The following is a 22551-nucleotide window of genomic DNA, read 5'->3' as shown; positions in this document are numbered from 1 at the left end:
AGGAAAGCGGCAGGCTGCGCCGAGAGTGGTAGAGCAGCACCACCTACAGGAGGGGTGTCGAAGCGCGATGAACATCGTCGTACTCGTCAAGCAGGTGCCCGATTCCGGCGCGGAACGCGCCCTGCGCGGTGACGACAACACCGTCGACCGCGGGTCGGCCAACAACGTGATCAATGAGATGGACGAGTACGCGATCGAGGAGGCGCTGCGGCTGCGGGAGGCCAACGGCGGTGAGGTGACCATCCTCACCATGGGCCCGGACCGCGCGGCCGAGTCGATCCGCAAGGCGCTGTCGATGGGGCCGGACAAGGCGGTGCACGTCGTCGACGACGCCCTGCACGGCTCCTGCGCGGTCGCCACCTCCAAGGTCCTCGCCGCGGCGCTCGGCACCCTCGGGGCGGATCTGATCCTCTGCGGTGCCGAGTCCACCGACGGGCGGGTGCAGGTGATGCCGCACATGCTCGCCGAACGGCTCGGCATCGCCGCCCTGACTGGCGCCCGCAAGCTGACCGTCGACGGCGGCACGCTCACCGTCGAACGGCAGAGCGAAGAGGGCTACGAGGTGGTCAGCGCCGCCACCCCGGCGGTGGTCTCGGTGTGGGACACCATCAACGAGCCGCGCTACCCCTCGTTCAAGGGGATCATGGCGGCGAAGAAGAAGCCGGTGCAGAGCCTGTCCCTGGCCGATCTGGGGGTGGCCGCCAGCGAGGTCGGCTTCGACGGGGCGACCAGTGAGGTCGTCGAGCACCACAAGCGCCCACCACGGTCGGCGGGGCAGAAGGTCGTCGACGACGGCGAGGCCGGCGTACGGCTGGTCGAGTTCCTGGCGTCCGAGAAGTTCGTGTGAGCGGGGAGGTTGACATGGCTGAGGTTCTCGTTGTCGTCGAGGCCACCGGTGAGTTCGGCGTCAAGAAGGTCACCCTGGAACTGCTGACCCTGGCCCGTAAGCTGGGCGGCGAGGTGTCCGCGGTGGTGCTCGGCGGGCCGGGTGCGGCCGCCGCGATGACCGACAAGCTCGGTGAGTACGGCGCCAGCAAGGTGTACGCCGCCGAGAGCGAGGAGATCGACGGCTACCTGGTCGCTCCGAAGGTGACCGTGCTGGCCGAGCTGATCGGCCGGGTGCAGCCCGGCGCGGTGCTGCTCGCCTCCTCGCAGGAGGGCAAGGAGATCGCCGGTCGGCTCGCCGTACGGCTGGACAACGGCCTGCTGACCGACGTGGTCGACCTGGCCGCCGACGGCACGGCGACCCAGATCGCGTTCGCCGGCGCCACCATCGTCACTTCCCGGGTCACCCGGGGCCTGCCGTTGGTGACGCTGCGGCCCAACTCGGTGGCGCCCGAGCCGGCCCCGGCCACCCCGCAGGTGGAGCAGGTGCAGGTGCAGGTCGCCGACTCCGACAAGCTGGCCAAGGTGGTCGAGCGGGTCGCCGAGCAGTCCGGCTCCCGGCCGGAGCTCACCGAGGCGTCCGTGGTCGTCTCGGGCGGGCGCGGTGTCGGCAGCGGCGACAACTTCAAACTGGTCGAGGAGCTCGCCGACCTGCTCGGCGGCGCGGTGGGCGCCTCCCGGGCCGCGGTCGACTCCGGGTTCTATCCGCATCAGTTCCAGGTGGGGCAGACCGGCAAGACCGTCTCCCCACAGCTGTACGTGGCGCTGGGCATCTCCGGGGCGATCCAGCACCGGGCCGGGATGCAGACCGCGAAGACCATCGTGGCGGTCAACAAGGACGGTGAGGCGCCGATCTTCGAGCTCGCCGACTTCGGTGTGGTTGGTGACCTGAACAAGGTGGTCCCGCAGGCGGCCGAGGAGATCCGCAAGCGCAAGTGAGGTGACCGTCCCGCAGGGCGTCGCGGCCACCGCCGTACCGACCTGACTGATCGGGTCCGGCCGCCTATCCGCCGGACCCGACCCGGCGGATAGGCTTGCTGGTGATGGCTTATCTCGACCACGCCGCGACCACGCCGATGCTCGACGAGGCGGTGGAGACCTACGTCGCCACCGCCCGCCGGGTCGGTAACGCGTCGTCACTGCACGCCGCCGGACGGGCGGCCCGGCGTACGGTCGAGGAGGCCCGGGAGCGGGTCGCCGCCGCCCTCGGCGCCCGGCCGTCCGAGGTGATCTTTACCGCCGGCGGCACGGAGAGCGACAACCTCGCGGTCAAGGGAATCTTCTGGGCACGTTCGGCGGCGGATCCTGCCCGGCGGCGGATCCTGGCCAGCACCGTCGAGCACCACGCCGTGCTCGACGCCGTGCAGTGGCTCGCCGAGCACGGGCAGGCCCAGGTGACCTGGCTGCCGGTGGACGCTACCGGTCGGGTCGACGACGCCACCGTGCAGGCCGAGCTGGACGCCGCCGCCGACGAGCTGGCCCTGGTCACCGTCATGTGGGCGAACAACGAGGTCGGCACAGTGCAACCGGTCGCCGCCGTCGCGGCAATGGCCGCGCGGGCCGGCGTACCGCTGCACACCGACGCGGTCCAGGCGGTCGGTCAGGTTCCGGTCGACTTCGCCGCCAGTGGCGCCGCCGCGCTGACCGTCAGCGGTCACAAGCTCGGCGGCCCCGCCGGCGTGGGCGCCCTGCTGCTCGGCCGGGACGTCACTTGCACCCCGCTGCTGCACGGTGGTGGCCAGGAGCGCGACGTCCGCTCCGGCACGGTCGACACCGCCGGGATCGCCGCGTTCGCGGTCGCCGTGGAGGTGGCGGTGAAACGCCAGGCCGAGCACGCGGCGCGGGTCGGTGCGCTCCGCGACGACCTGGTCCGACGGGTACGCCAGGTGGTACCGGACGTGATCTACAACGGTGACCCGGCCGACCGGCTCCCGGGCAACGCGCACTTCTCGTTCCCCGGCTGCGAAGGCGACGCACTGTTGCTGCTGCTCGACGCCCAGGGCATCGCCTGTTCGACCGGCTCGGCCTGTTCGGCCGGGGTCGCGCAGCCGTCGCACGTGCTGCTGGCGATGGCCGACGACGACGAGCGAGCCCGCTCGTCCCTGCGGTTCAGCCTGGGCCACGACTCCACCCGGGCCGAGGTCGACGCGCTGGTGGCGGCCCTGCCCGGTGCGGTCGAGCGGGCCCGCCGGGCCGGCGCGGTCCGCGGCACGAAGGCGACGCCGCCCGCCGCCGGCTGACCCGGGGCCGCTGCGGGACGATTACCCTCGAACCGAGGCGACGATCAGGCAGGAGATGGGTACGGTGCGAGTGCTGGCGGCGATGTCCGGCGGGGTCGACTCGGCGGTGGCGGCGGCTCGGGCGGTGGCCGCCGGGCACGACGTGACCGGTGTGCACCTGGCGCTGTCGCGCAACCCGCAGACGTACCGCACCGGGGCCCGTGGCTGCTGCACCGTCGAGGACGCCCGGGACGCCCGGCGGGCCGCCGACGTGATCGGCATCCCGTTCTACGTCTGGGACATGGCCGAGCAGTTCCACAGCGACGTGGTGGACGACTTCGTCGCCGAGTACGCCGCCGGGCGTACCCCCAATCCGTGCCTGCGCTGCAACGAGAAGATCAAGTTCGCGGCGGTGCTGGACCGCGCGGTGGCGTTGGGGTTCGACGCGGTGGTCACCGGCCACCACGCCCGGCTCGGCCCCGACGGTCTGCTGCGGCGCAGCGTCGACCTGGCCAAGGACCAGTCGTACGTGCTCGCCGTGCTCAACCGGGCCCAGCTGGACCGGGCGATGTTCCCGCTCGGCGACTCGACCAAGGCGCAGGTCCGGGCCGAGGCGGCGCGGTACGGGCTCGCGGTGGCCGACAAGCCCGACTCACACGACATCTGCTTCATCGCCGACGGCGACACCCGTGGATTCCTCGCCGACCGGCTCGGCAACGTCCCGGGCGACGTGATCGACGCGACGACCGGCGCGGTTGTCGGCCGCCACGACGGGGCGTACGCGTTCACCGTCGGCCAGCGGCGTGGCCTGGGCATCGGGGTGCCCGCGCCGGACGGTCGACCCCGCTACGTGCTGTCGATCACACCGACGAGCAACACGGTGACCGTAGGCCCGGCCGAGGCGCTGGACGTCGACGCGGTGACCGGTGTCCGCCCGGTGTGGATCGGCGGGGACCGGCCAACCGGTCCGGTCGAGGCGATGCTCCAGGTGCGCGCGCACGGGTCGACCACCCCGGCGGTGGTCGAGCTGACCGATGCCGGCATGCACGCCCAGCTGCACCGGCCGGTCCGGGGGGTCGCCGCCGGCCAGGCGATGGTCGCCTACCGGCCCGATCCGGCCGGCGACGTGGTGCTCGGCTCGGCGACCATCGCCGGCTGACCGGTAGAGTCGGCGGACGTGACCGACGCGAGTGACCTGACGTGACCGACCCGCGTAGTCCGTCCAGCCCGGAGCCGGCCGTCCCTGCGACGGACTCACCGTGGCCCTGGCCGCCAGGTGCCGCCAGCGGGATCGGTTCGCTGCCCGGCACCGACGTCGCCGAGGCGCAACGGATCGTCCTCGGTGAACTGCCGGGCCTGCCGCACCTGCCCGAACTGCCGGCCCGGGGGCCGGGGGCAGAGATGATCGGACGCGGCGCCACCTTCCTGGTGGACCTGCCGGTCGAGCTGTACGCCGGTCGGTGGCGGGTCGCCGCCCGACCCGGCCGGGACCTGCGCCGCGCACTCGACCTGCGGGAACGGGACCTCGACCAGCTGACCGAGCAGGCCGACGGCTACACCGGGCCGGTCAAGCTGCAGGCCGCCGGGGTGTGGACGCTGGCCGCCGCTCTCGACGTCGGCCTCGGTGGGCGGCTGGTCCGCGACCACGGCGCCGTACGTGACCTCGCCGCGTCGCTCACCGAAGGCCTGCGGGAGCACGTCGCGGAGGTGTCACGCCGGGTGCCGGGCGCGCGGCTGCTGCTCCAACTCGACGAGCCCTCGCTGCCCGCCGTGCTGGCCGGGACGCTGCGCACCGACAGCGGTCTGCACACCTACCGGGCGGTCGTCGCCGGCACCGTCCGGGACCTGCTCGCCGAGGTGATCTCCGGAGTCGGCGTGCCGGTAGTGGTGCACTGCTGCGCCCCCGGTGTACCGGTGGGTCTGCTGCGGGCCGCCGGAGCCGTCGCGATCGCCGCCGACCTGGAGCTGCTCACCGACCTGGACCCGGTCGGTGAGGCGATCGACGCCGGGATGGGGCTGTTCGCCGGGGTGGTGCCGGCGACCGGGGAAGCGACCGGCGCGGCGGCACCGGCCTCGGCGCGGGCGGCGGGACAGGTCCGTACCCTCTGGTCGAAGCTGGGGTTCCCGGCGGAGCGGGCCGCCGCCCAGGTGGTGGTGACCCCGGCGTGCGGGCTGGCCGGGGCGGCCGTGCCGTACGCCCGGGCCGCGCTGGCCGCCTGCCGCGACGCTGGCCGGCGGCTGGCCGAGGGCTGAACCCGGCCGGCGGCCGGCGGTGGAGTGCGGTGGGGTCCGGCCGGTGGAACAGTGCCGCCCGGGGTGTGCCTACGGTTACCGTTGGCGGCGATGAGCTACCACGGTGACAGCGACGGTGACCCGGCCGCCGGTCGGCGCGGCTGGTGGCGGGTGTACCGCGGGTTGATCGTCGCCGTGCTGGTGGTGGTCTCCGTGCTGTGCTTCCTGTGGTGCGCCGGGGTGGCCGTGTTCAACCTCGTCCAAGGCGAGTGACCGGGCCGCCACGCGAGTGACCGGGTCGGTCCGCCAGGCGGGTGACTGCGGTCGGTCCGTCGGCCGGTATCCGCGAATGTCGGTGCCGACCGATACGGTGCGCAGGTAGATCCGAACACGGAGGTCAGCCGGTGTCCGAGGAAGTCGTTCCGCAGCAGGTCAGCGCCGCCGGGCAGGCGCAGGCCGGTGAGGAGCCCGACGCGGCCGCCCGGGAGCGGCACGCCACGCTCGCCGAGGAGATCGATCGCCACCAGTTCCGCTATCACGTCCTCGACGCGCCGGAGATCTCCGACGGGCAGTACGACCTGCTGATCCGGGAGCTGAACCAGCTGGAGGAGCGACACCCGTCGCTGCGCACACCGGATTCGCCCAGCCAGCGGGTGGGCTACGCCTACGCCACCCAGTTCGCCCCGGTGAACCACGCCGAGCGGATGATGAGCCTGGACAACGCCTTCGACGACGACGAGCTCACCGCCTGGGTCGACCGGGTCGAGCGCGACGCCGGTGGCCCGGTCAACTACCTGTGCGAGCTGAAGGTCGACGGCCTCGCGGTCAACCTCACCTACGAGCGGGGCGTGCTGACGCGGGCGGCCACCCGGGGCGACGGCCGGGTCGGCGAGGACATCACCCCCAACGTGCGAACCATCCGGCAGATCCCGGAGCGGCTGGCCGGCGAGGCGCCCGAGCTGCTGGAGGTCCGTGGCGAGATCTACTTCCCGGTGGCGGCGTTCGACGAGCTCAACGCCAGCCTGGTCGCCCAGGAGAAGGCGCCGTTCGCCAACCCGCGCAACGCCGCCGCCGGCTCCCTGCGGCAGAAGGACCCCCGGATCACCGCCGGGCGCGGGCTGCGCATGGTGGTGCACGGTCTGGGGGCGCGCAAGGGCTTCGAGCCGGTACGCCAGTCCGACGCGTACCGGCAGCTGGCCGACTGGGGGCTGCCGATCAGCCAACGCTGGCAGGTGGTCGGCGACCGCGACGGGGTGCGTGAGTTCATCGCCCACTTCGCCTCGCACCGCCACGAGGTGGAGCACGAGATCGACGGCGTGGTGGTCAAGATCGACGAGGTGTCGGTCCAGCGCCGTCTCGGCTCCACCAGCCGCGCCCCGCGCTGGGCGATCGCCTACAAGTACCCGCCGGAGGAGGTCAACACCCGGCTGCTCGACATCAAGGTCAACGTCGGGCGGACCGGGCGGGTCACCCCGTACGCGGTGCTCGACCCGGTCAAGGTGGCCGGTTCGACGGTCGGCTTCGCCACCCTGCACAACGCCGGAGAGGTGGCCCGCAAAGGGGTGCTGATCGGCGACATGGTGGTCCTGCGGAAAGCGGGCGACGTCATTCCCGAAGTGGTCAGCCCGGTCGTCGATCTGCGGACCGGCACCGAGCGCGAGTTCGTGATGCCGACCGAGTGCCCGGAGTGCGGCACCGAGCTGCGCTACGAAAAAGAAGGGGACGCCGATATCCGGTGTCCGAATCTCGACTGCCCGGCGCAGTTGACCCGCAAGCTGGAGTACGTTGCCGGCCGCAGCGTTCTCGACATCGAGGCGCTGGGTGAGCGGTCCGCGATCGCCCTGGTCGATTCCGGTGCCGTGCAGAGCATCGGCGACCTTTTCGATCTTGACGCCGACCGGTTGTCCGGAGTCAAGTTCTTCTGCAACCAGAGCGGTGAGCTGACCGAGAACGCGAAGAAACTGTTGGCCAACCTCGCCGAGGCCAGGCAACGGCCGCTGTGGCGGATCATCGTCGCGTTCTCCATCCGGCACGTCGGCCCGGTCGCCGCCCAGGCGCTGGCCCGCGAGTTCCGCTCGATCGACGCGATCGCCGCCGCGAGTCAGGAGCAGCTGGTCGACGTCGACGGGGTCGGCCCGGTGATCGCCGCGGCCGCCGCCGACTGGCTCGCCGCCGGGCACGCTCAGGAGGTGGTTCGGCGCTGGCGCGCGGCGGGCGTACGGATGGTCGAGGAAGCCGGTGACGACCAGGCGCCGCGCCCGTTGGCTGGCGTCACCGTCGTGATCACCGGTTCACTCACCGGCTACTCCCGTGACGAGGCGGCCGAGGCGGTGCAGTCCCGCGGCGGCAAAGTCAGCGGGTCGGTGTCGAAGAAGACCGGCTTCGTGGTGGTCGGCGACAGCCCGGGATCGAAGTACGACAAGGCCATCGCACTGCGTGTCCCGGTGCTCGACGAGGCAGGCTTCGGCGCGCTTCTCGAGGAGGGGCAGGACGCGGCCCGGGCGGTCGCCGTCAACGAACCGGACCAGCCGGCCGAGTCCGCCGGTACCGCCGATCCTGTCCAGCCTGCCGATACGGCCGAGCCCGCCGCCGCCAGCTAGCGGCGACCCGGCGTCGGTCGACCCGGACCCTCGCCGGAGCCCCGACAATTGGCGGACGCCATTTCGCGACGCGGTCAGGAATCCCGCGTGGGGCATTCGCCGACCGCGTCTCAAATCAGTCACGACCGCGCTTCGCTCCTGACCTGCGGGCCGTCCGTCCTTAAGGTGTAGGACGTCGGCGGGACGCCCGGCTCATGCCGAGCCGGCGAAGCGGGCCACGGGAGCGCGACGGGAGGGCAGATGGAGGCCGCGGCATTGCGGAACTCCGTTCCTTCGGAACGCGCCCCTGGGTTCTTCGGCTTTGTCGGCGGCGTGACCGCCGCCGCGCTCGCCGTCTGTGCCGTACCGTTGCTGGACCTGCCCGCCCAGATTCTCGACCTGCCGGCGGCATTCTGGCTGATGGCCCTGCTCGCGGTGGTCGGCGACGCCCGACCGTTCACCCCACCGGGCCGGCGGCGCCGGTCCGAAGTCTTTCCGTCGGTCTGTTTCACCTTCGCCATCCTGCTCGCCTGGGGCCTCGGCCCGGCGGTCGCGGTGCAGGCCGTCGCGGTGGCGGTCTTCGCCTGGCGGGCCCGGCACGTGCCGTGGCGGGCCCTGTTCAACAGTTCGCAGTACGCGCTGGCGCTCGCCGCCGCAGCGGCGGTGGCCGGGCTGGCCGGGCCGGGCGCCTTCGCCGGCACCGCGGAGCTGGCCTGGAGCGACGTCGCAGTGGCGGTCGGCGCGGCGGCGGCCTGGTCGGCGGTCAACTACGGCACGGTCACCCTGGCGATCCGGCTGCGCTTCGGCGGCCGGTGGTGGCGGTCAGCCCGCCGTGGCATCGGCTTCGAGCTGTCCTCCACCGGATCGCTGCTGCTGCTCGGGCCGGTGCTGGTGGTCGCCGCACAGGTCGACCCGGCGCTGATCCCCCTCGTGCTGGTGCCGCTGTACGCGGTCTACCGGATGGCCGCGCTGGCCAGCGAGCAGGAACGGTCGGCCCGGCTGGACCCGTTGACCGGGCTGGCCAACCGCAAGGCGCTGATCGTCGAGATCGCTGACCAGGTGCCGGCACACGCCGACGCGCTGCGGCGCGGAGCGCCGGACTCCCGGATGGCGCTGCTGCTGCTTGACCTGGACCGGTTCAAACGGGTCAACGACGCACTCGGGCATCTGGTCGGCGACCGGCTGCTGGTCGAGGTGGGGCTGCGGCTGGCCATGGTGGTCCGGCCGCAGGACCTGGTGGTCCGGCTCGGCGGCGACGAGTTCGCCATCCTGGCCACCCGGCTCACCGGCGCGGACGAGGCGCGGGAGATCGCCGATCAGGTGGTGACCGCGCTCGCCGAGCCGGTCGCCCTGGACGGGCTGCCGCTGGACGTCGGCGGCTCGGTGGGCATCGCCCTCTACCCCGAGCACGGTGGGGATTTCGCCACCCTGCTGCAGCACGCCGACGTCGCGATGTACGACGCCAAGGACACCGGTGACGGCACCGCCGTCTACGCGGCCGAGTCGGACCACAACACGCCGGAACGGCTCAGCCTCCTCGCCGACCTGCGTCGCGTACTCGACGTCAACGGCGCGCACGCGGCCGACTCCGGTCGGGAGGTCGACGACGTCGGCGAGATCACCATGTACTACCAGCCGCAGGTGGAGATCGCGACCGGCGAGGTGGTCGGGGTGGAGGCGCTGCTGCGCTGGCGGCATCCGCGCCGGGGCATGGTCGACCCGGAAGAGTTGATCAAGGTCGCCGAGCAGAGCGCCGTGATGCGCCTGCTCACCCGCCGGGTCGTCGACGACGTCGTCGAGCAGATCGCCAAGTGGGCCGCCGCCGGGATCACCCTGCGGGCAGCGGTCAACGTCAGCGTCCGGGACCTGCACACCGGCGAGATCGCCGAGCAGATCTCCGACCGGCTCACCCGCTTCAACCTGTCACCGGAGCAACTCCAGTTGGAGATCACCGAGGGGGCGCTGATGGCCGACCCCCGGCGGGTGCTGGCTACCATCTCCCGGCTGGACGCGATCGGGGTGGCGATCGCCTTGGACGACTTCGGCACCGGCTACTCGTCCATGCAGCACCTGCGCCGGCTGCCGCTGTCCGAAGTCAAGATCGACCGCTCGTTCGTCCTCGGCATGGCCGCCGACACCGACGACGCGGCCATCGTCCGCTCGGTGATCGAGCTGGCCCGGGCGCTCGGGCTGCGGGTCGTCGCCGAAGGCGTCGAGGACGACGCGTCCTGGCGACGGTTGTCCGCGCTCGGCTGCCACGTCGCCCAGGGCTGGTTCTACGCCCGGCCGATGCCCGCCGACGAGCTGGTCAGCTGGCTGGCCCGGTACCGTCCACTGGTCCCCGGCCCGCGCGCCGTCCCGGCCGGCGTGCCCGATGACTCGGCTGACCCGCCGGAGAAATAGACTCGTCGGGTCCGGCCCGCTGAGCCACGCTGAGCGAGGATCCCGGGCCAACCGTTCGATCACCGTACGAAGGGGGCGCAGATGGCCGCCATCTCCCGCGAAGAGGTCGCGCACCTGGCGCGACTGTCGCGGCTGGCCGTGACCGAGGACGAACTGGCGACGTTCGCCGGCCAGCTCGACGTCATCCTGCAGTCCGTGGCCCGGATCGGCGAGGTCGCCGCCGACGACATCCCGCCCACCTCGCACTCGGTGCCGCTGACCAACGTGCTGCGCGACGACGTCGTCATCCCCGGCCTGGACCGCGACGCCGCGCTCGCCGCCGCCCCGGACGCCGAGGACGGCCGGTTCCGGGTGCCGCGCATCCTGGACGAGGAGGTCTGAACCATGTCCGAACTCACCGGGATGACCGCCGCGCAGCTGGCCGGGCTGATCGCCGCCGGCGACACCAGCGCCGTCGAAGTGACCCGCGCCCACCTGGACCGGATCGCCGGCGTCGACGAGCGGGTGCACGCCTACCTGCACGTCGACGCCGACGGGGCGCTCGCCGCCGCGCAGGCCGTCGACACCGCCCGCGCCGCCGGGCAGCCGCTCGGCCCGCTGGCCGGCGTACCGATCGCGGTCAAGGACGTCGTCACCACCAAGGGCGTACCGACCACCGCCGGGTCGAAGATCCTCGACGGCTGGCGGCCACCGTACGACGCGACGATCGTCGCCCGGCTGCGCGCCGCCGGCATGCCGATCCTCGGCAAGACCAACATGGACGAGTTCGCGATGGGCTCGTCGACCGAGTACTCGGCGTACGGGCCGACGTACAACCCGTGGGACCTGACCCGGATCCCGGGCGGATCCGGCGGTGGCAGCGCGGCCGCGGTCGCCGGGTACGAAGCTCCACTGGCGATCGGCACCGACACCGGCGGCTCGATCCGCCAACCGGGCGCGGTCACCGGCACCGTCGGCGCCAAGCCGACCTACGGCGGCACCTCCCGGTACGGGCTGATCGCCTTCTCCTCCTCGCTGGACACCCCTGGCCCGTGCGCCCGGACGGTGCTCGACGCGGCGCTGCTGCACGAGGCGATCGCCGGCCACGACCCGCATGACTCCACCTCGATCCCGGCCGCCGTGCCGCCGGTCGTCGAGGCGGCCCGTGCTGGTGCCTCCGGTGACCTGACCGGGGTGCGCCTCGGCCTGGTCACCCAGTTCGCCACCGGCGAGGGCGTCGAGCCGGGCGTCCTGGCCGCGTTCCGCGACGCGGTCGACGCGCTGACCAAGCTCGGGGCCGAGGTCGTCGAGGTCTCCTGCCCGCACTTCGACTACGCGCTACCGGCGTACTACCTGATCGCGCCGAGCGAATGCTCGTCCAACCTGGCCCGCTACGACGGCGTCCGGTACGGGCTGCGCAGCGGCGACGACGGCAACCGGTCGCTGGAAGAGGTCATGTCGCTGACCCGCGACCAGGGCTTCGGGCCGGAGGTCAAGCGGCGGATCATGCTCGGCACCTACGCGCTGTCCAGCGGCTACTACGACGCCTACTACGGGCAGGCGCAGAAGGTCCGTACCTTGATCACCCGCGACTTCACCGCCGCGTTCGAGCAGGTCGACGTGCTGATCTCGCCGACCACGCCGTTCGTGGCGTTCCCACTCGGGGCGCGCACCGCCGACCCGTACCAGATGTACCTGGCCGACCTGTTCACCATCCCGACCAACCTGTACGGCGGCCCGGCCATCTCGGTGCCGTGCGGGCTGGCCGACGGGCTGCCGGTCGGGTTGCAGATGATGGCGCCCACGATGGCCGACGACCGGATGTACCGGGTCGCGGCGGCCCTGGAGTCGGCGGTCGGCACCCTCACCCCGCCGGAGCTCTGAGCCGCGACGTGCTGACCCGGATCGAGATCGACGGCTTCAAGTCGTTCCGCGACTTCACGCTGGACGTGCCGCCGTTTCTCGTGATCATCGGGCGGAACGCGGCCGGCAAGTCGAACCTGTTCGACGCGATCCAGTTCCTGTCCCGGCTCGCCGATGATGGGCTGCTGGAGGCCGCTCAGCAGATGCGCGGGGAAGTACCCGATCTGTTCCATCGGCACACCGACGGCAGCCAGATGCCGGTGATGACCTTCGCCGTCGAGGTGCTGCTGGGGTCGTCGGTGACCGACGCATTCGGTGATACGGCCGAAGTGAATCACTCTCGGCTGCGTTACGAGCTTGCGGTCGAGCTACGACTCACCAGCAGCAGCGGGACCCGTCGGCCGTACGTGGTACGGGAGGCGGCGTACCGGATTCCTAAGTCCGACGACGCTGCGTTGCGGGCACTGATCCCGCGATGGAAGCAGGTGGCCAGCTATCGCGGGGGCGGTCGGGAACTGCTGGAGACCGAGCGCGATGAGCAGGGGCGTGCGATTTTCAGCATCCGGCAGCAGGGCAACCAGGGCCGCAAACGGAAACTGCCGGCGACAGCGGCGACCGCAACCGTGCTGTCCAGCCTGACCACCGCCACGGACTTCCCGCTGCTGTACGCGCTGAAGCGGGAGCTTCAGTCGTGGCGACTGCTGCACCTCGATCCCAGTGCGCTGCGTACCCCCGATTCCTATGACGACCCGGACAGCCTCGCGCCCAACGGTGCCCACCTGGCCAACACGCTGCGCTACCTGGCCGCCGCGACGGGCACCGAGGACCGACCGGAGGGCGCGTTGAACGACCTTTCCGCCGACGTATCCGAAGTGATACCGGGAGTAGTCGGGGTCCGTCTCGCCGAGGACGAGGCGCGTCGGCAGCGGCAGGTCGAGGTCGTCACCCGCGACGAGGCACCGTTCTCGGCCCGGGTCGCGTCCGACGGGACGCTGCGCGCGATCGCGTTGCTCGCAGCACTCTACGACCCCCGTGGTGCCGGGCTGATCTGCTTCGAGGAGCCGGAGAACGGCATCTTCCCGCAACGGCTCGCCCAGTTCGTGCGGTACCTGCGGGCCCTGGTCGAACGGTCGTTGGAGTCGCGCGACGAAGCAGACGGCAATCGATTGACCCAGTTGATCCTGAGCAGCCACTCGCCTGCGATCTTGCGGGCGTTGGAACGCGGCGAGGACGGGGGACGGCTCCATGCGGTCTACCTGGACGTGGTGACCCGGGTGCGCAGGGGCGAACCGCGCAGCCGGATCACCCGTAGCCGCCTGATCGGTGGTGATCAGCTTGCGTTGGATCTCGAAGATCCCAGCGGTGTGGTCACCAAGGCAGAGATTGCCGAATTCGAGGTCCTGGAGACGCTGGATCGCTGATGCGCTACCTCTCGACCGCACTGATCTCCGAAGGCCTCAGCGATGACCGCTTCCTGCCCCGGCTGCTGGCACGCTCACTGGAAGGACTGTGCCTGACCGAGTTCGATGAAACGGTGTACGTAGCCGACGTACAACCGTTGCGGGCCCGGTCCGGCCCGGCAGGTATCGGTGATGTGATCAGCTTGGCCGACCGCAGCGACGGCGCCTTCACGATTGTCTTCTTTCACCGAGACCAGGGTGCGAACGCTGAACGGGTACACCGGGAGTGGCTGGAACCGCTCCGGAAGCGTTGGGCCGACCGCCGGGAGCAACTCGTCGCGGTCGTCCCGGTCCGGGAGACCGAGGCCTGGCTGCTCGCCGACGGGCAGGCACTGCGCAACGCCCTCGGTGTCCAGTGGACCGATGTCGAGATGGGGCTCCCCGGGAGCCCTCGTCAGGTGGAGCAGATCGCCGACCCGAAGAAAGTGCTCAACGACGTGACGCGCCGGGTCAGCCGGTCAGTCGGGGACCACCTCGGCCAGCTTGGCGAGCTGGTGGATCTGGAAAGGCTGCAGCAGGTACCGGCGTACCGGCGGTGGTGGGACGACACCCGGCAGGCTCTCGTGGCACTCGGTTACCGGCCGGGTCGATGAGCGGAACCCAGGTGGACACTAGGCTGGTGCGGTCGGTGCCGCGCCGAGAGTTGGAGCTGTGAGATGAGCACGACCGCGTTGCCCACGTACGAGGATGTCGTCGCCCGCTACGAGCCGGTGATCGGCCTGGAGACGCACGTCGAGCTGGGCACCAACACGAAGATGTTCTGCGGCTGCCCGACCGGGTTCGGCGCCGAGCCGAACACCCAGGTCTGCCCGGTCTGCCTGGGCCTGCCCGGCTCGTTGCCGGTGGCGAACAAGGCGGCGATCGAGGCGACGATCCGCATCGGGCTGGCACTGAACTGCTCGATCGCCGACTGGTGCCGGTTCGCCCGGAAGAACTACTTCTACCCGGACATGCCGAAGAACTACCAGATCAGCCAGTACGACGAGCCGCTGTGCGTGGACGGCTGGCTCGACGTCGAGGTCGACGGCGAGCTGGTGCGGATCGGCATCGAGCGGGTGCATCTGGAGGAGGACACCGGCAAGACGCTGCACGTCGGCGGCGCGACCGGGCGCATTCACGGTGCGACCGAGTCGCTTGTCGACTACAACCGGGCGGGTATCCCGCTGGTGGAGATCGTCACCAAGCCGATCCCCGGCACCGGGGACCGGGCACCGCAAGTGGCCCGCGCGTACGTCACCGAGCTGCGGGACGTGATCCGCTCGTTGGGCGTGTCCGACGTACGGATGGAGCAGGGTTCGCTGCGCTGCGACGTGAACACCTCGCTGACCCCGGTCGGGCAGACCGAGTGGGGCACCCGCACCGAGACCAAGAACGTCAACTCGCTGCGGTCGGTGGAGCGGGCGGTACGCGCGGAGATGCTGCGCCAGGCGTCGGTGCTCGACGCCGGTGGCCGGATCGTGCAGGAGACCCGGCACTTCCACGAGGACAGCGGCGACACCACGTCGGGCCGGTCCAAGGAGACCGCCACCGACTACCGCTACTTCCCGGAGCCGGACCTGGTGCCGCTCGCCCCGGACGCCGCCTGGGTGGCCGAGCTGAAGGCGGCCCTGCCGGAGCTGCCCCGGGTGCACCGCAAGCGGCTGCAGGAGCAGTGGGGGCTGACCGACCACGACATGCAGTCGGTGGTCAACGCCGGGGCGGTCGAGCTGATCGAGCAGACCATCGCCGCCGGCACCACCCCGGCCGGCGCCCGCAAGTGGTGGCTGGGTGAGCTGGCCCGCCGGGCCAACGAGTCCGGTGTGGAGCTGGCCGCGCTCGGGGTTACCCCGGCGCACGTGGCCGAACTGCAGGGGCTGGTCGACTCGGGCAAGCTCAACGACAAGCTGGCCCGTACCGTCCTGGAGGCGGTGGCCGCCGGGGAAGGCACGCCGACCGAGGTGATGACCGCGCGCGGCCTGGAGGTGGTCTCCGACACCGGTGCGTTGACCGCCGCCGTCGACGAGGCGATCGCCGCCAACCCGGACATCGCGGCGAAGGTCCGCGACGGCAAGGTCGCGGCGGCCGGTGCGCTGGTCGGCGCGGTGATGAAGACGACCCGGGGCCAGGCGGACGCGCGTACCGTCCGGGAGCTGATCCTGTCCCGCCTCGGCGCACAGGGCTGAGGCAGGTGCGCGGCCAACCACAGCGGACGAGCCGTGTCGGGCACTGCCCGACGCGGCTCGCGTCATCTACCGCTGATGGTGGTCGACGAAGGTCCGCCAGGCGGTGGGGGAGAAGGTGAGGGTGCCGCCGGTGCGGTCCTTGCTGTCGCGGACCAGGACCCGGCCGGGCAGGTTGTCGGCGACTTCGACACAGGCGCCGCCGGTGCCGTTGCTGCGGCTGCTGGTCCGCCAGGCCGGTCGAGGATCGGTCGTCATGCCCATCTGTCGGCTGCCTCCTGCATCAACGCCACGGACTGCTCGCTGGGCAGAGCGTACTCCCGCAGCGACTCCCAGGCATGCTCCAGTCTGGTCAGATCGGCCTCCAACTCGATGGTCTGGCCCTCCAACGGCCCGTCTACGAAGCCGGCCGCCCGGCCGTCCAGGCTGGCCAGAATGAACGGGCCGTTCAGCCCCGGGTAGGCACCGACCCCGGCCGGCACCACCTGGATCGAGACGTTGGGCCGGTCGCAGGCGGCGATCAGCGCCAGGACCTGCTCACGCATCACCGCCGGGCCGCCGACCGCCCGGGTCAGCACCGCCTCGTCGATCACCCCGACGAAGCGGCACGGCCGCTCGGCCCGGTGCAGGATCTCCTGCCGGCCGAGCCGGTCGCCGACGGTGGTGTCGACGTCGTCGATCGCCACTCCGGCATGGGTGAGGACGACGCGGGCGTACGCCTCGGTCTGCAGCAGGCCGGGCACCAGCAGCGGCTCGTACCAGCGCAGCATGATCGCCTCCCGCTCGTGCTCCAGCCACGGGCGCAGCCAGACCGGGGCCCGCTCGGTGCGCAGCAGCAGCTCCCAGAGGGTCGAGTAGTCGCAGTTGAAGACCCGGTCGATGGTGGCCAGGTAGTCGAGCCGGATCGGCCGGGCACCGCGCTCGACCGCGCTGACGTGCTGGGCCGACCAGTGCAGGGCGGCGCCCCACTGCTCCTGGGTGAGCCCGGCCAACTCGCGGCGGCGGCGGAGCTCCGCTATCAGATATGCGCTCGCTGCTCCAGACATTCGTTTCCTCCAGCTCTCTACAGAATTGCTTTGTGGTGGGCAGAGGTTGCCCCGTGACGGATGTTGCTGCTACGAGGACAAAGCCCATCTTCCATATGTGAGGCGGGGAAGTCCAGGGTGGAGGAGTGGGAAATTCGAGAAGGCGTCCATTGTTGTCCCGATGGGGGACGCATGGCGCAAAAATGAATGACAAAGATCAATTGCGCCGGCACGGCGTACTCGGCTGGATGTCGGTGCCGACCGGCAGCGCCGTGCCCGGCTACGTCAACCACCCGGTGATCGCCCGCGCCCGGCACCTGGCCGCGATGCACCTGCCCGACCCGGTGACCGGGTGTCCGCGCTGCGGCACGATCGTCTGTCCGGGGCTGCGGCTCGCGGTGGCCTACCTGGACCGGTACGACGGTGACGCCGCCCGGACCATTCGTCGGCTGCTCGCCTCGGTCGGCATCTGGCTCACCGCTGACCCGACCACCGGGGCAGGTGGCGATGACTGAGTCGACAAGATCGCCGCTGGTGCAGCCGTGGGACGTCATCGAGATCGGCGGGTCCGACTATCTCAACGGAGACGGAGCGCTGCGGCTGCGGGTCATCCACGTCCGCGCCGAGGCCGCCCACCCGAACATCGAATGGATTCACCTGCTCGGCATCCGACTGCACGGCAACCGGGACGGCCAGATGATGATGGTGATGGTCCGCGCGGCGGCGCTGCGCCGCCCCGGCGCGGTCATCCGGCCAGGGCCGGCTCCCGGGACCAAGGTGCCCTTTCACGACCTGATGCCACAGGTGCACCAAGATGCACCTCCGGCATCAAGCTCCACTGGTACCTCAGCCTCGATCCACCGATGAAGGTCGGACCGGCAGGACCCCGGCTATAGAAAGTGCCCTCTGAACTGGAAGGATAGGAGTTCTGACGCTTCTATCGCTCGGTTCGAGAGGGCACCTCGCAGGTGAGAATACGCCAGGACGCGCCGGTGGTGCGCGCGACGTTCGACGATCCGAATCTGGTGTCGTGTGCCGGTCTCGTTCCGGTGATGCGCCTGGCCGAGCAGGCCGGTCTGCATGACGCGGTCGCCGACCGGGTGCGGCTGCCGACGGACAAGGGCGCGAACCCCGCCGGGAAGGTCGCCACGGTCGTGGCGGGGATGCTCGCGGGCGCGGACAGCATCGACGACCTCGACATCGCCCGGCACGGTGGCATGCGGTCGCTGTTCGGCAGCGTGTACGCGCCGTCGACGCTCGGGTCGTTCCTGCGTACGTTCACCCACGGGCACGTACGGCAGTTACAGGCCGCCGCCCGCGACACCCTGATCGGTCTGACCGGCCGGGCACCGATCCTGACCGGCGCCGACACCCTGTGCTTCGTGGACATCGACTCCATGCTGCGGCGGGTGTACGGCAAGCAGAAGCAGGGCATCGGGTTCGGCCACGCCAAGGTCGGCGGCTACAACGTCTACCTGCGCGGCTACAACCCCCTGGTCGCGACGCTGTCCACCCCGCTGTCCGCGCCGGTGATCGCCGCCACGAGGCTGCGGTCGGGTAACGCCGGCTCGTCCCGGGGCGCCGCCACCATGATCGCCGAGGCCATCACGACCGCCCGGGCATGCGGCGCTTCGGGGGAGATCATGGTGCGAGCGGACTCGGCGTTCTACGCCAAGACGGTGATCAGCGGCTGCCGGCGTCGTGGCGTGCGGTTCTCGGTCACCTGCCGCATCGACCCGAAGATCCGCGCCGCGTGCGACGGCATCGCCGCCGACCAGTGGGTCGACATCACCTATCCGCAGGCCGTCCGGGACGAAGACGCCGGCCGGTGGATCTCCGACGCGCAGATCGCCGAAACCACGTACACCGCGTTCGCCGGCACCCGACACGAGGCGACCGCCCGGCTGATCGTGCGCCGCGTCCGCCGCGACGACCCGCAACAGATCCCCGGCCAGGACGAACTCCTACCGACCTACCGGTACCACGCCGTGTTCACCGACAGCCCGTACACCCTCGTACAGGCCGAAGCCCAGCACCGGCAACACGCGATCATCGAGCAGGTCAACGCCGACCTGATCGCCGGCCCCCTCGCCCACCTGCCCTCCGGACACTTCAGCGCCAACGACGCCTGGCTGACCTGCGCCGCGATCACGCACAACCTCACCCGCGCCGCCGGACACCTCGCCGCGGGCACCTGGTCGACCGCCAGACCCGCCACCATCCGGACCCGGATCATCACCGTCGCAGCCCGCCTCGCCCACCGGGCCCGCACCATCCACCTACACCTGCCCGAGTACTGGCCCTGGCAGGCGGCGTTCGACAACCTGTTCACCGCCGTCCAGCCGGCACCCGGCTGACCACACCCCACCAGCCGAAACCAGGCGGCCCGACCACAGGCCACAATCCCGTTCCACCCCGAACACTCACCCTCGGAGCAAGCCGATCACGTGATCGGCGACTCCCTCACGCCCGCCGCACCACCCAATACAGAAATGATCAACCAACATTCAGCGGCAACCGCGTCGGTGGATCGAGGCTCAGGCCCAAACGAATAGGCCGCGCGATCCTGGCTGGCGGCGCGGGCCGGGGTGCCGGTGAGGCTCTGCCGGGGGTGGGCGCGGGCTCAGGACGGGCTGGGTGCCGGGGTCGCGGACTGAGTGGTAGTCGGGGTCGCGGACGGACCGGCGGTAGGAATCGGCGATGGCGACGGGTCTGGCTCCGGTTCCGCGCCGGCGATGACGTGCCGTTCCAGAGTGACCTGCGCCTGGCCGGTGCCGCCGACCCGGATATCGTCGTGCGCCTGCAACTGGCGCTCGGCGTCGAAGTACAGCACCGTCAAGGCCAGCGGCGTCGGCTCCTCGCCCTCCAGGCCGCGCAGTCCGGCCCCGCCGGTCGAACCCTCCACCATCAGCCGGGTCGGCTGCTCGCCGGGAATCTCGGCGAGCATCCGGACCTCCCGGTTGTGGGTGTGCCCGGCCAGCACCAGCGGACAGGTGCCGGACAGCGGGCCGGCGGACACCGGGTCGTGCACCAGGGCGATGTCGACCGGTTCGCCGGTGCCCCGGATCGTCGCGGCGAGCTGCTCGCCGACCCCGATCACCTGGTCGGTGGCCGGCTTGGACAGACCACCGTCAGCGGGGCTGGTCTGCTTGTCCGGGGTGAACCGGGGGTCGCCGATGCCGGCGATGGTCAGCCCGGCCACCTCGGTGACCTCGTTGTCGAGCACGACCGCGTTCGGCTGGCCGGCTACCGCCTCCTGGGTGCGGATCGAGTCGTGGTTGCCCCGGATGTAGACGTACGGCACCTCCAACTGCGCGATCGGGGCGACGTAGTTCGCCTCCGGCTCGCTGCCCCAGTCGGTGATGTCCCCGGTGTCGATCACCACGTCGATGTCGAACTGCTCGACCACGGTGCGGATCACCGGCCAGCCGGTCGGGTTGAGGTGCATGTCCGACACGTGCAGTACCCGGGTGCTGCCCTCGGCCGCCTGGTAGACGGGCAGCGTGGACACGGTGGTGTAGATCCGGCTGACGTTGCTGACGATGTGCTGCAGTTGCTCGGCGTACTGGCTGTAGTTGGTGGCGATGCGCTGCACGTCACCGACCACCGCCGGGGCGTTGACCAGCAGGCCCTCGTACCGTGGCTCCTCGATCGCCTCCGGTCGGATGGTCGCCGCCGCGACGCCGATGCTGCCGCCGGTGATCAGCAGCGCCAGGGTGCCGGACCAGGCGACCCGGCGGGTGTCGCGGAAGATCAGCGCGGCGAGGACCAACGTGGTCAGGACGGCGACGGCGATGGTACGGATTCCGAGACGCAGTACACCCTCGGTGACGTCGCTGACCACGGTGTGACTGGCCCGGGTGATCGCATTCGGGTCGTCGAGCAGGGCGAGGGTGCGGACCTGGTCGAGGGAGCCGAGCCGGATGGAGAGCTGGACCGGCCCTTCGTGGCTGTCCACGTGCAGCGCGCCGAGCGGCGGGATGGCCATGGTGGTGCCGCCGTCCACCGCGGGAGTCACCGACATCTCGGCCCGGAACGGGCCGATGTCGACGTCGGCACGGGCCCCGAGCAGGACTCCGATGACGACCCCGGCCAGACTCACCGCGACGACCGCGAGCGCCACGCCGATCCGCCGGGTCGCCCGGGACCGCGCGGCCCGCCCGAATCCGCGACCAGCGGTACGGCTGACCGAGCCGAGCCGCCGCCCGGCGCGCGCCAGCCGTCGCCCGGGGCGGCCCGGCTGCTGATCCGGACGGCCCGGCTGCTGGCCGGGACGGCTCCGGTCGGCCGTCTGCTCGTCGCTCATGGTGAGATGATGCCTGTCTGATCGAGGGTGGGGAGGCGGGTAAGTCAGCTGCGCCCGGCTCCGCCGTCGGCGAAGACCAGCCGAAGGATACGGTCATCCTCCGGGGCCGGTTCGCCCCGGCCGTCCTGGTTCGAGGTGGTCACCCAGACCGAGCCGTCCGGTGCCTGCACGACGGTGCGTAGTCGACCGTACTCTCCGGTGAGCAACGCGCGGGGCTGGCCGAAGACCGTACCGGACTCGGTCAGCTCAACCAGCCATAGCCGTTCGCCGCGCAGGCACGCGGCGGCCAGGATCCGGTCCACCACGGCCGCCCCGGAGCAGGAGGACTCCTCGGTCGGCCAGACGACCAGCGGGTCGACGAATCGCCCGTCGTCGCCTTCGCCCTCGACCTGTGGCCAGCCGTAGTTCTCGCCCGGCTCGATCAGGTTGATCTCGTCCCACAGGTTCTGGCCGAACTCGGTGGCGTACAGCCGGTCCTGGGCGTCCCAGGCGATGCCCTGCACGTTGCGGTGGCCCAGCGACCAGACCAGCGAGTCGGGGAACGGGTTGCCGGGGGCCGGCTCGCCGTCCGGCGTCATCCGCAGGATCTTGCCGCCGAGGCTCTCCTGGTCCTGGGACAGGCCGGTGTCCGAGGCGTCGCCGGTGGTGGCGTAGAGGAAACCGTCGGGCCCGAAGGCGAGCCGGCCGCCGTTGTGGATGCCGGAGAGCGGAATGCCGGTGACGATCGGTTCCGGTTCGTCGCCCAGGGTCAGTCGGGCGATCCGGTTGTCCTCGGCGGTGGAGTAGTAGATGAACACCGTCTCGTCGGTGGCGTACTCGGGGGAGACGGTGATGCCGAGTAGCCCGCCCTCACCGCCGCCGTCGACCTGGTCGATGATCTGCACCTCGGTGACGTCCAGCCCGTCCGGGGTCGAACCGGGCCCGACCTGCAGAATCCTGGCGCTGTCCCGTTCGGTGACCAGCGCGGCACCGTCCGGCAGGAACGTCACCCCCCACGGCACCGCCAGTCCGCTGGCCAGCACGGTGACGGCCACCTGCTGATCGACGCCGCCGCCGGTCGGTGTCTCGGTCGGGGCGGGGAAAGTTGGGGGCGCGCCGGCCTGGTCCGGCTCCGGCTCGCCGAACGCGCAGCCGCCGGCGAGCAGCAGGGCGGTCAGGCTGGCGGCGGCGGTCGCTGTGGTCGCGGCGGTAGGGCGGCGCGACGAGCGGCGGTACGGCGGGCAAGCGTTCACCCGCACCAGACTAGCCCGCTGCCGGACATCCGCATCCGACGGCATCCCCGGAGCACTTAGGTAAGGGTAGCCAAATGGCATCGGGCGGTGTTAGGTAAGGGTTTCCAAAATTGCGAGAATTGAATACGCGCCATATATTCCGTCGTAGTGGACTACAGTTCTCCACAGTGACGATGACGCCACTGCCGGATGCTGCCGAGCTAGGAGGA

General features: G+C 71.2%; 20 protein-coding genes. 16 read left to right on the top strand and 4 right to left on the bottom strand.

Annotation, left to right across the window (positions count from 1 at the left end):
• Positions 1-67: 67 nt before the first annotated feature.
• The 13 genes from O7543_RS11875 (at position 68) to gatB (ending at position 15782) form a co-directional block, all read left to right on the top strand.
• On the top strand, positions 68-847 hold the full coding sequence (locus O7543_RS11875; RefSeq protein WP_281553772.1) for an electron transfer flavoprotein subunit beta/FixA family protein: 780 nt from the start codon (positions 68-70) through the stop codon (positions 845-847).
• 14 nt (positions 848-861) lie between these two features.
• The gene (locus tag O7543_RS11870; RefSeq protein ID WP_281553773.1) at positions 862-1824 is read left to right on the top strand and encodes an electron transfer flavoprotein subunit alpha/FixB family protein; all 963 of its coding nucleotides are present in this window, start codon (positions 862-864) and stop codon (positions 1822-1824) included.
• A 104-nt stretch (positions 1825-1928) separates the two neighbouring features.
• Positions 1929-3125 (top strand): cysteine desulfurase family protein, encoded by a 1197-nt coding sequence (locus O7543_RS11865; RefSeq protein WP_281553774.1) that lies wholly within the window; start codon positions 1929-1931, stop codon positions 3123-3125.
• Between the two features lie 64 nt (positions 3126-3189).
• Complete coding sequence (mnmA, locus tag O7543_RS11860; RefSeq protein ID WP_281555487.1) at positions 3190-4263, top strand: tRNA 2-thiouridine(34) synthase MnmA; 1074 nt, start codon at positions 3190-3192, stop codon at positions 4261-4263.
• Positions 4264-4304: 41 nt separating this feature from the next.
• Positions 4305-5357 carry a methionine synthase gene (locus tag O7543_RS11855; protein WP_281553775.1) on the top strand — a complete coding sequence of 351 codons (1053 nt, stop codon included), beginning with the start codon at positions 4305-4307 and terminating at the stop codon, positions 5355-5357.
• A gap of 90 nt (positions 5358-5447) precedes the next feature.
• A complete protein-coding gene (locus O7543_RS11850) occupies positions 5448-5609 on the top strand; it encodes a hypothetical protein (protein WP_281553776.1) in 162 nt (53 codons plus the stop codon).
• Between the two features lie 131 nt (positions 5610-5740).
• Positions 5741-7936, top strand: coding sequence for an NAD-dependent DNA ligase LigA (ligA, locus tag O7543_RS11845; RefSeq protein WP_281553777.1), 2196 nt, complete (start codon positions 5741-5743; stop codon positions 7934-7936).
• 240 nt (positions 7937-8176) lie between these two features.
• Entirely contained in the window at positions 8177-10318 is a 2142-nt protein-coding gene (locus tag O7543_RS11840) for an EAL domain-containing protein (protein ID WP_281553778.1), read from the top strand.
• A gap of 81 nt (positions 10319-10399) precedes the next feature.
• Positions 10400-10699, top strand: coding sequence for an Asp-tRNA(Asn)/Glu-tRNA(Gln) amidotransferase subunit GatC (gene gatC / locus O7543_RS11835; protein WP_281553779.1), 300 nt, complete (start codon positions 10400-10402; stop codon positions 10697-10699).
• 3 nt (positions 10700-10702) lie between these two features.
• Positions 10703-12181 carry an Asp-tRNA(Asn)/Glu-tRNA(Gln) amidotransferase subunit GatA gene (gene gatA / locus O7543_RS11830; protein WP_281553780.1) on the top strand — a complete coding sequence of 493 codons (1479 nt, stop codon included), beginning with the start codon at positions 10703-10705 and terminating at the stop codon, positions 12179-12181.
• Between the two features lie 8 nt (positions 12182-12189).
• The gene (locus O7543_RS11825) at positions 12190-13581 is read left to right on the top strand and encodes an AAA family ATPase (RefSeq protein ID WP_281553781.1); all 1392 of its coding nucleotides are present in this window, start codon (positions 12190-12192) and stop codon (positions 13579-13581) included.
• Positions 13581-14213 carry a DUF4276 family protein gene (locus O7543_RS11820; protein WP_281553782.1) on the top strand — a complete coding sequence of 211 codons (633 nt, stop codon included), beginning with the start codon at positions 13581-13583 and terminating at the stop codon, positions 14211-14213. The genes O7543_RS11825 and O7543_RS11820 overlap by 1 nt, the downstream gene beginning before the upstream one ends.
• A 63-nt stretch (positions 14214-14276) precedes the next feature.
• Entirely contained in the window at positions 14277-15782 is a 1506-nt protein-coding gene (gatB, locus tag O7543_RS11815) for an Asp-tRNA(Asn)/Glu-tRNA(Gln) amidotransferase subunit GatB (protein WP_281553783.1), read from the top strand.
• A gap of 66 nt (positions 15783-15848) precedes the next feature.
• Here gatB and O7543_RS11810 read toward each other — a convergent pair whose 3' ends face one another.
• Positions 15849-16043, bottom strand: a complete 195-nt coding sequence (locus O7543_RS11810) for a DUF397 domain-containing protein (protein WP_281553784.1) — start codon at positions 16041-16043, stop codon at positions 15849-15851.
• The gene (locus O7543_RS11805; protein ID WP_281553785.1) at positions 16034-16825 is read right to left on the bottom strand and encodes a helix-turn-helix transcriptional regulator; all 792 of its coding nucleotides are present in this window, start codon (positions 16823-16825) and stop codon (positions 16034-16036) included. Before O7543_RS11805 ends, O7543_RS11810 begins: the two co-directional genes overlap by 10 nt.
• A gap of 182 nt (positions 16826-17007) precedes the next feature.
• Between O7543_RS11805 and O7543_RS11800 the strand changes: the two genes are divergently transcribed.
• The 3 genes from O7543_RS11800 to O7543_RS11790 all read left to right on the top strand — a co-directional run bounded on the left by O7543_RS11800 (position 17008) and on the right by O7543_RS11790 (position 19161).
• Positions 17008-17319 carry a hypothetical protein gene (locus O7543_RS11800; RefSeq protein WP_281553786.1) on the top strand — a complete coding sequence of 104 codons (312 nt, stop codon included), beginning with the start codon at positions 17008-17010 and terminating at the stop codon, positions 17317-17319.
• Complete coding sequence (locus O7543_RS11795; RefSeq protein ID WP_281553787.1) at positions 17312-17671, top strand: hypothetical protein; 360 nt, start codon at positions 17312-17314, stop codon at positions 17669-17671. Before O7543_RS11800 ends, O7543_RS11795 begins: the two co-directional genes overlap by 8 nt.
• A 101-nt stretch (positions 17672-17772) precedes the next feature.
• A complete protein-coding gene (locus tag O7543_RS11790; protein ID WP_281550639.1) occupies positions 17773-19161 on the top strand; it encodes an IS1380 family transposase in 1389 nt (462 codons plus the stop codon).
• Positions 19162-19427: 266 nt separating this feature from the next.
• Here the strand turns inward: O7543_RS11790 and O7543_RS11785 are convergent, their stop codons facing one another.
• Together O7543_RS11785 and O7543_RS11780 are read right to left on the bottom strand one after the other, a co-directional pair.
• Positions 19428-21110, bottom strand: coding sequence for a metallophosphoesterase (locus tag O7543_RS11785; protein WP_281553788.1), 1683 nt, complete (start codon positions 21108-21110; stop codon positions 19428-19430).
• 44 nt (positions 21111-21154) lie between these two features.
• Positions 21155-22423, bottom strand: a complete 1269-nt coding sequence (locus tag O7543_RS11780; RefSeq protein ID WP_348650099.1) for a PQQ-dependent sugar dehydrogenase — start codon at positions 22421-22423, stop codon at positions 21155-21157.
• Between the last annotated feature and the right edge of the window lie 128 nt (positions 22424-22551).

It is taken from the genome of Solwaraspora sp. WMMA2080 (assembly GCF_027497395.1).
Classification (GTDB): domain Bacteria; phylum Actinomycetota; class Actinomycetes; order Mycobacteriales; family Micromonosporaceae; genus Micromonospora_E.
Note: the sequence above shows the minus strand (reverse complement) of the source record. Positions and strands in the feature narration are given on the sequence as shown.

Coding starts and splice junctions, on each gene's coding strand:
- O7543_RS11875 (WP_281553772.1), top strand. CDS start 68: ATGAACATCGTCGTACTCGTCAAGCAGGTGCCCGATTCCGGCGCGGAA.
- O7543_RS11870 (WP_281553773.1), top strand. CDS start 862: ATGGCTGAGGTTCTCGTTGTCGTCGAGGCCACCGGTGAGTTCGGCGTC.
- O7543_RS11865 (WP_281553774.1), top strand. CDS start 1,929: ATGGCTTATCTCGACCACGCCGCGACCACGCCGATGCTCGACGAGGCG.
- O7543_RS11850 (WP_281553776.1), top strand. CDS start 5,448: ATGAGCTACCACGGTGACAGCGACGGTGACCCGGCCGCCGGTCGGCGC.
- O7543_RS11840 (WP_281553778.1), top strand. CDS start 8,177: ATGGAGGCCGCGGCATTGCGGAACTCCGTTCCTTCGGAACGCGCCCCT.
- gatC (WP_281553779.1), top strand. CDS start 10,400: ATGGCCGCCATCTCCCGCGAAGAGGTCGCGCACCTGGCGCGACTGTCG.
- gatA (WP_281553780.1), top strand. CDS start 10,703: ATGTCCGAACTCACCGGGATGACCGCCGCGCAGCTGGCCGGGCTGATC.
- O7543_RS11820 (WP_281553782.1), top strand. CDS start 13,581: ATGCGCTACCTCTCGACCGCACTGATCTCCGAAGGCCTCAGCGATGAC.
- gatB (WP_281553783.1), top strand. CDS start 14,277: ATGAGCACGACCGCGTTGCCCACGTACGAGGATGTCGTCGCCCGCTAC.
- O7543_RS11810 (WP_281553784.1), bottom strand. CDS start 16,043: ATGGGCATGACGACCGATCCTCGACCGGCCTGGCGGACCAGCAGCCGC.
- O7543_RS11805 (WP_281553785.1), bottom strand. CDS start 16,825: ATGTCTGGAGCAGCGAGCGCATATCTGATAGCGGAGCTCCGCCGCCGC.
- O7543_RS11800 (WP_281553786.1), top strand. CDS start 17,008: ATGAATGACAAAGATCAATTGCGCCGGCACGGCGTACTCGGCTGGATG.
- O7543_RS11795 (WP_281553787.1), top strand. CDS start 17,312: ATGACTGAGTCGACAAGATCGCCGCTGGTGCAGCCGTGGGACGTCATC.
- O7543_RS11785 (WP_281553788.1), bottom strand. CDS start 21,110: ATGAGCGACGAGCAGACGGCCGACCGGAGCCGTCCCGGCCAGCAGCCG.
- O7543_RS11780 (WP_348650099.1), bottom strand. CDS start 22,423: ATGCCATTTGGCTACCCTTACCTAAGTGCTCCGGGGATGCCGTCGGAT.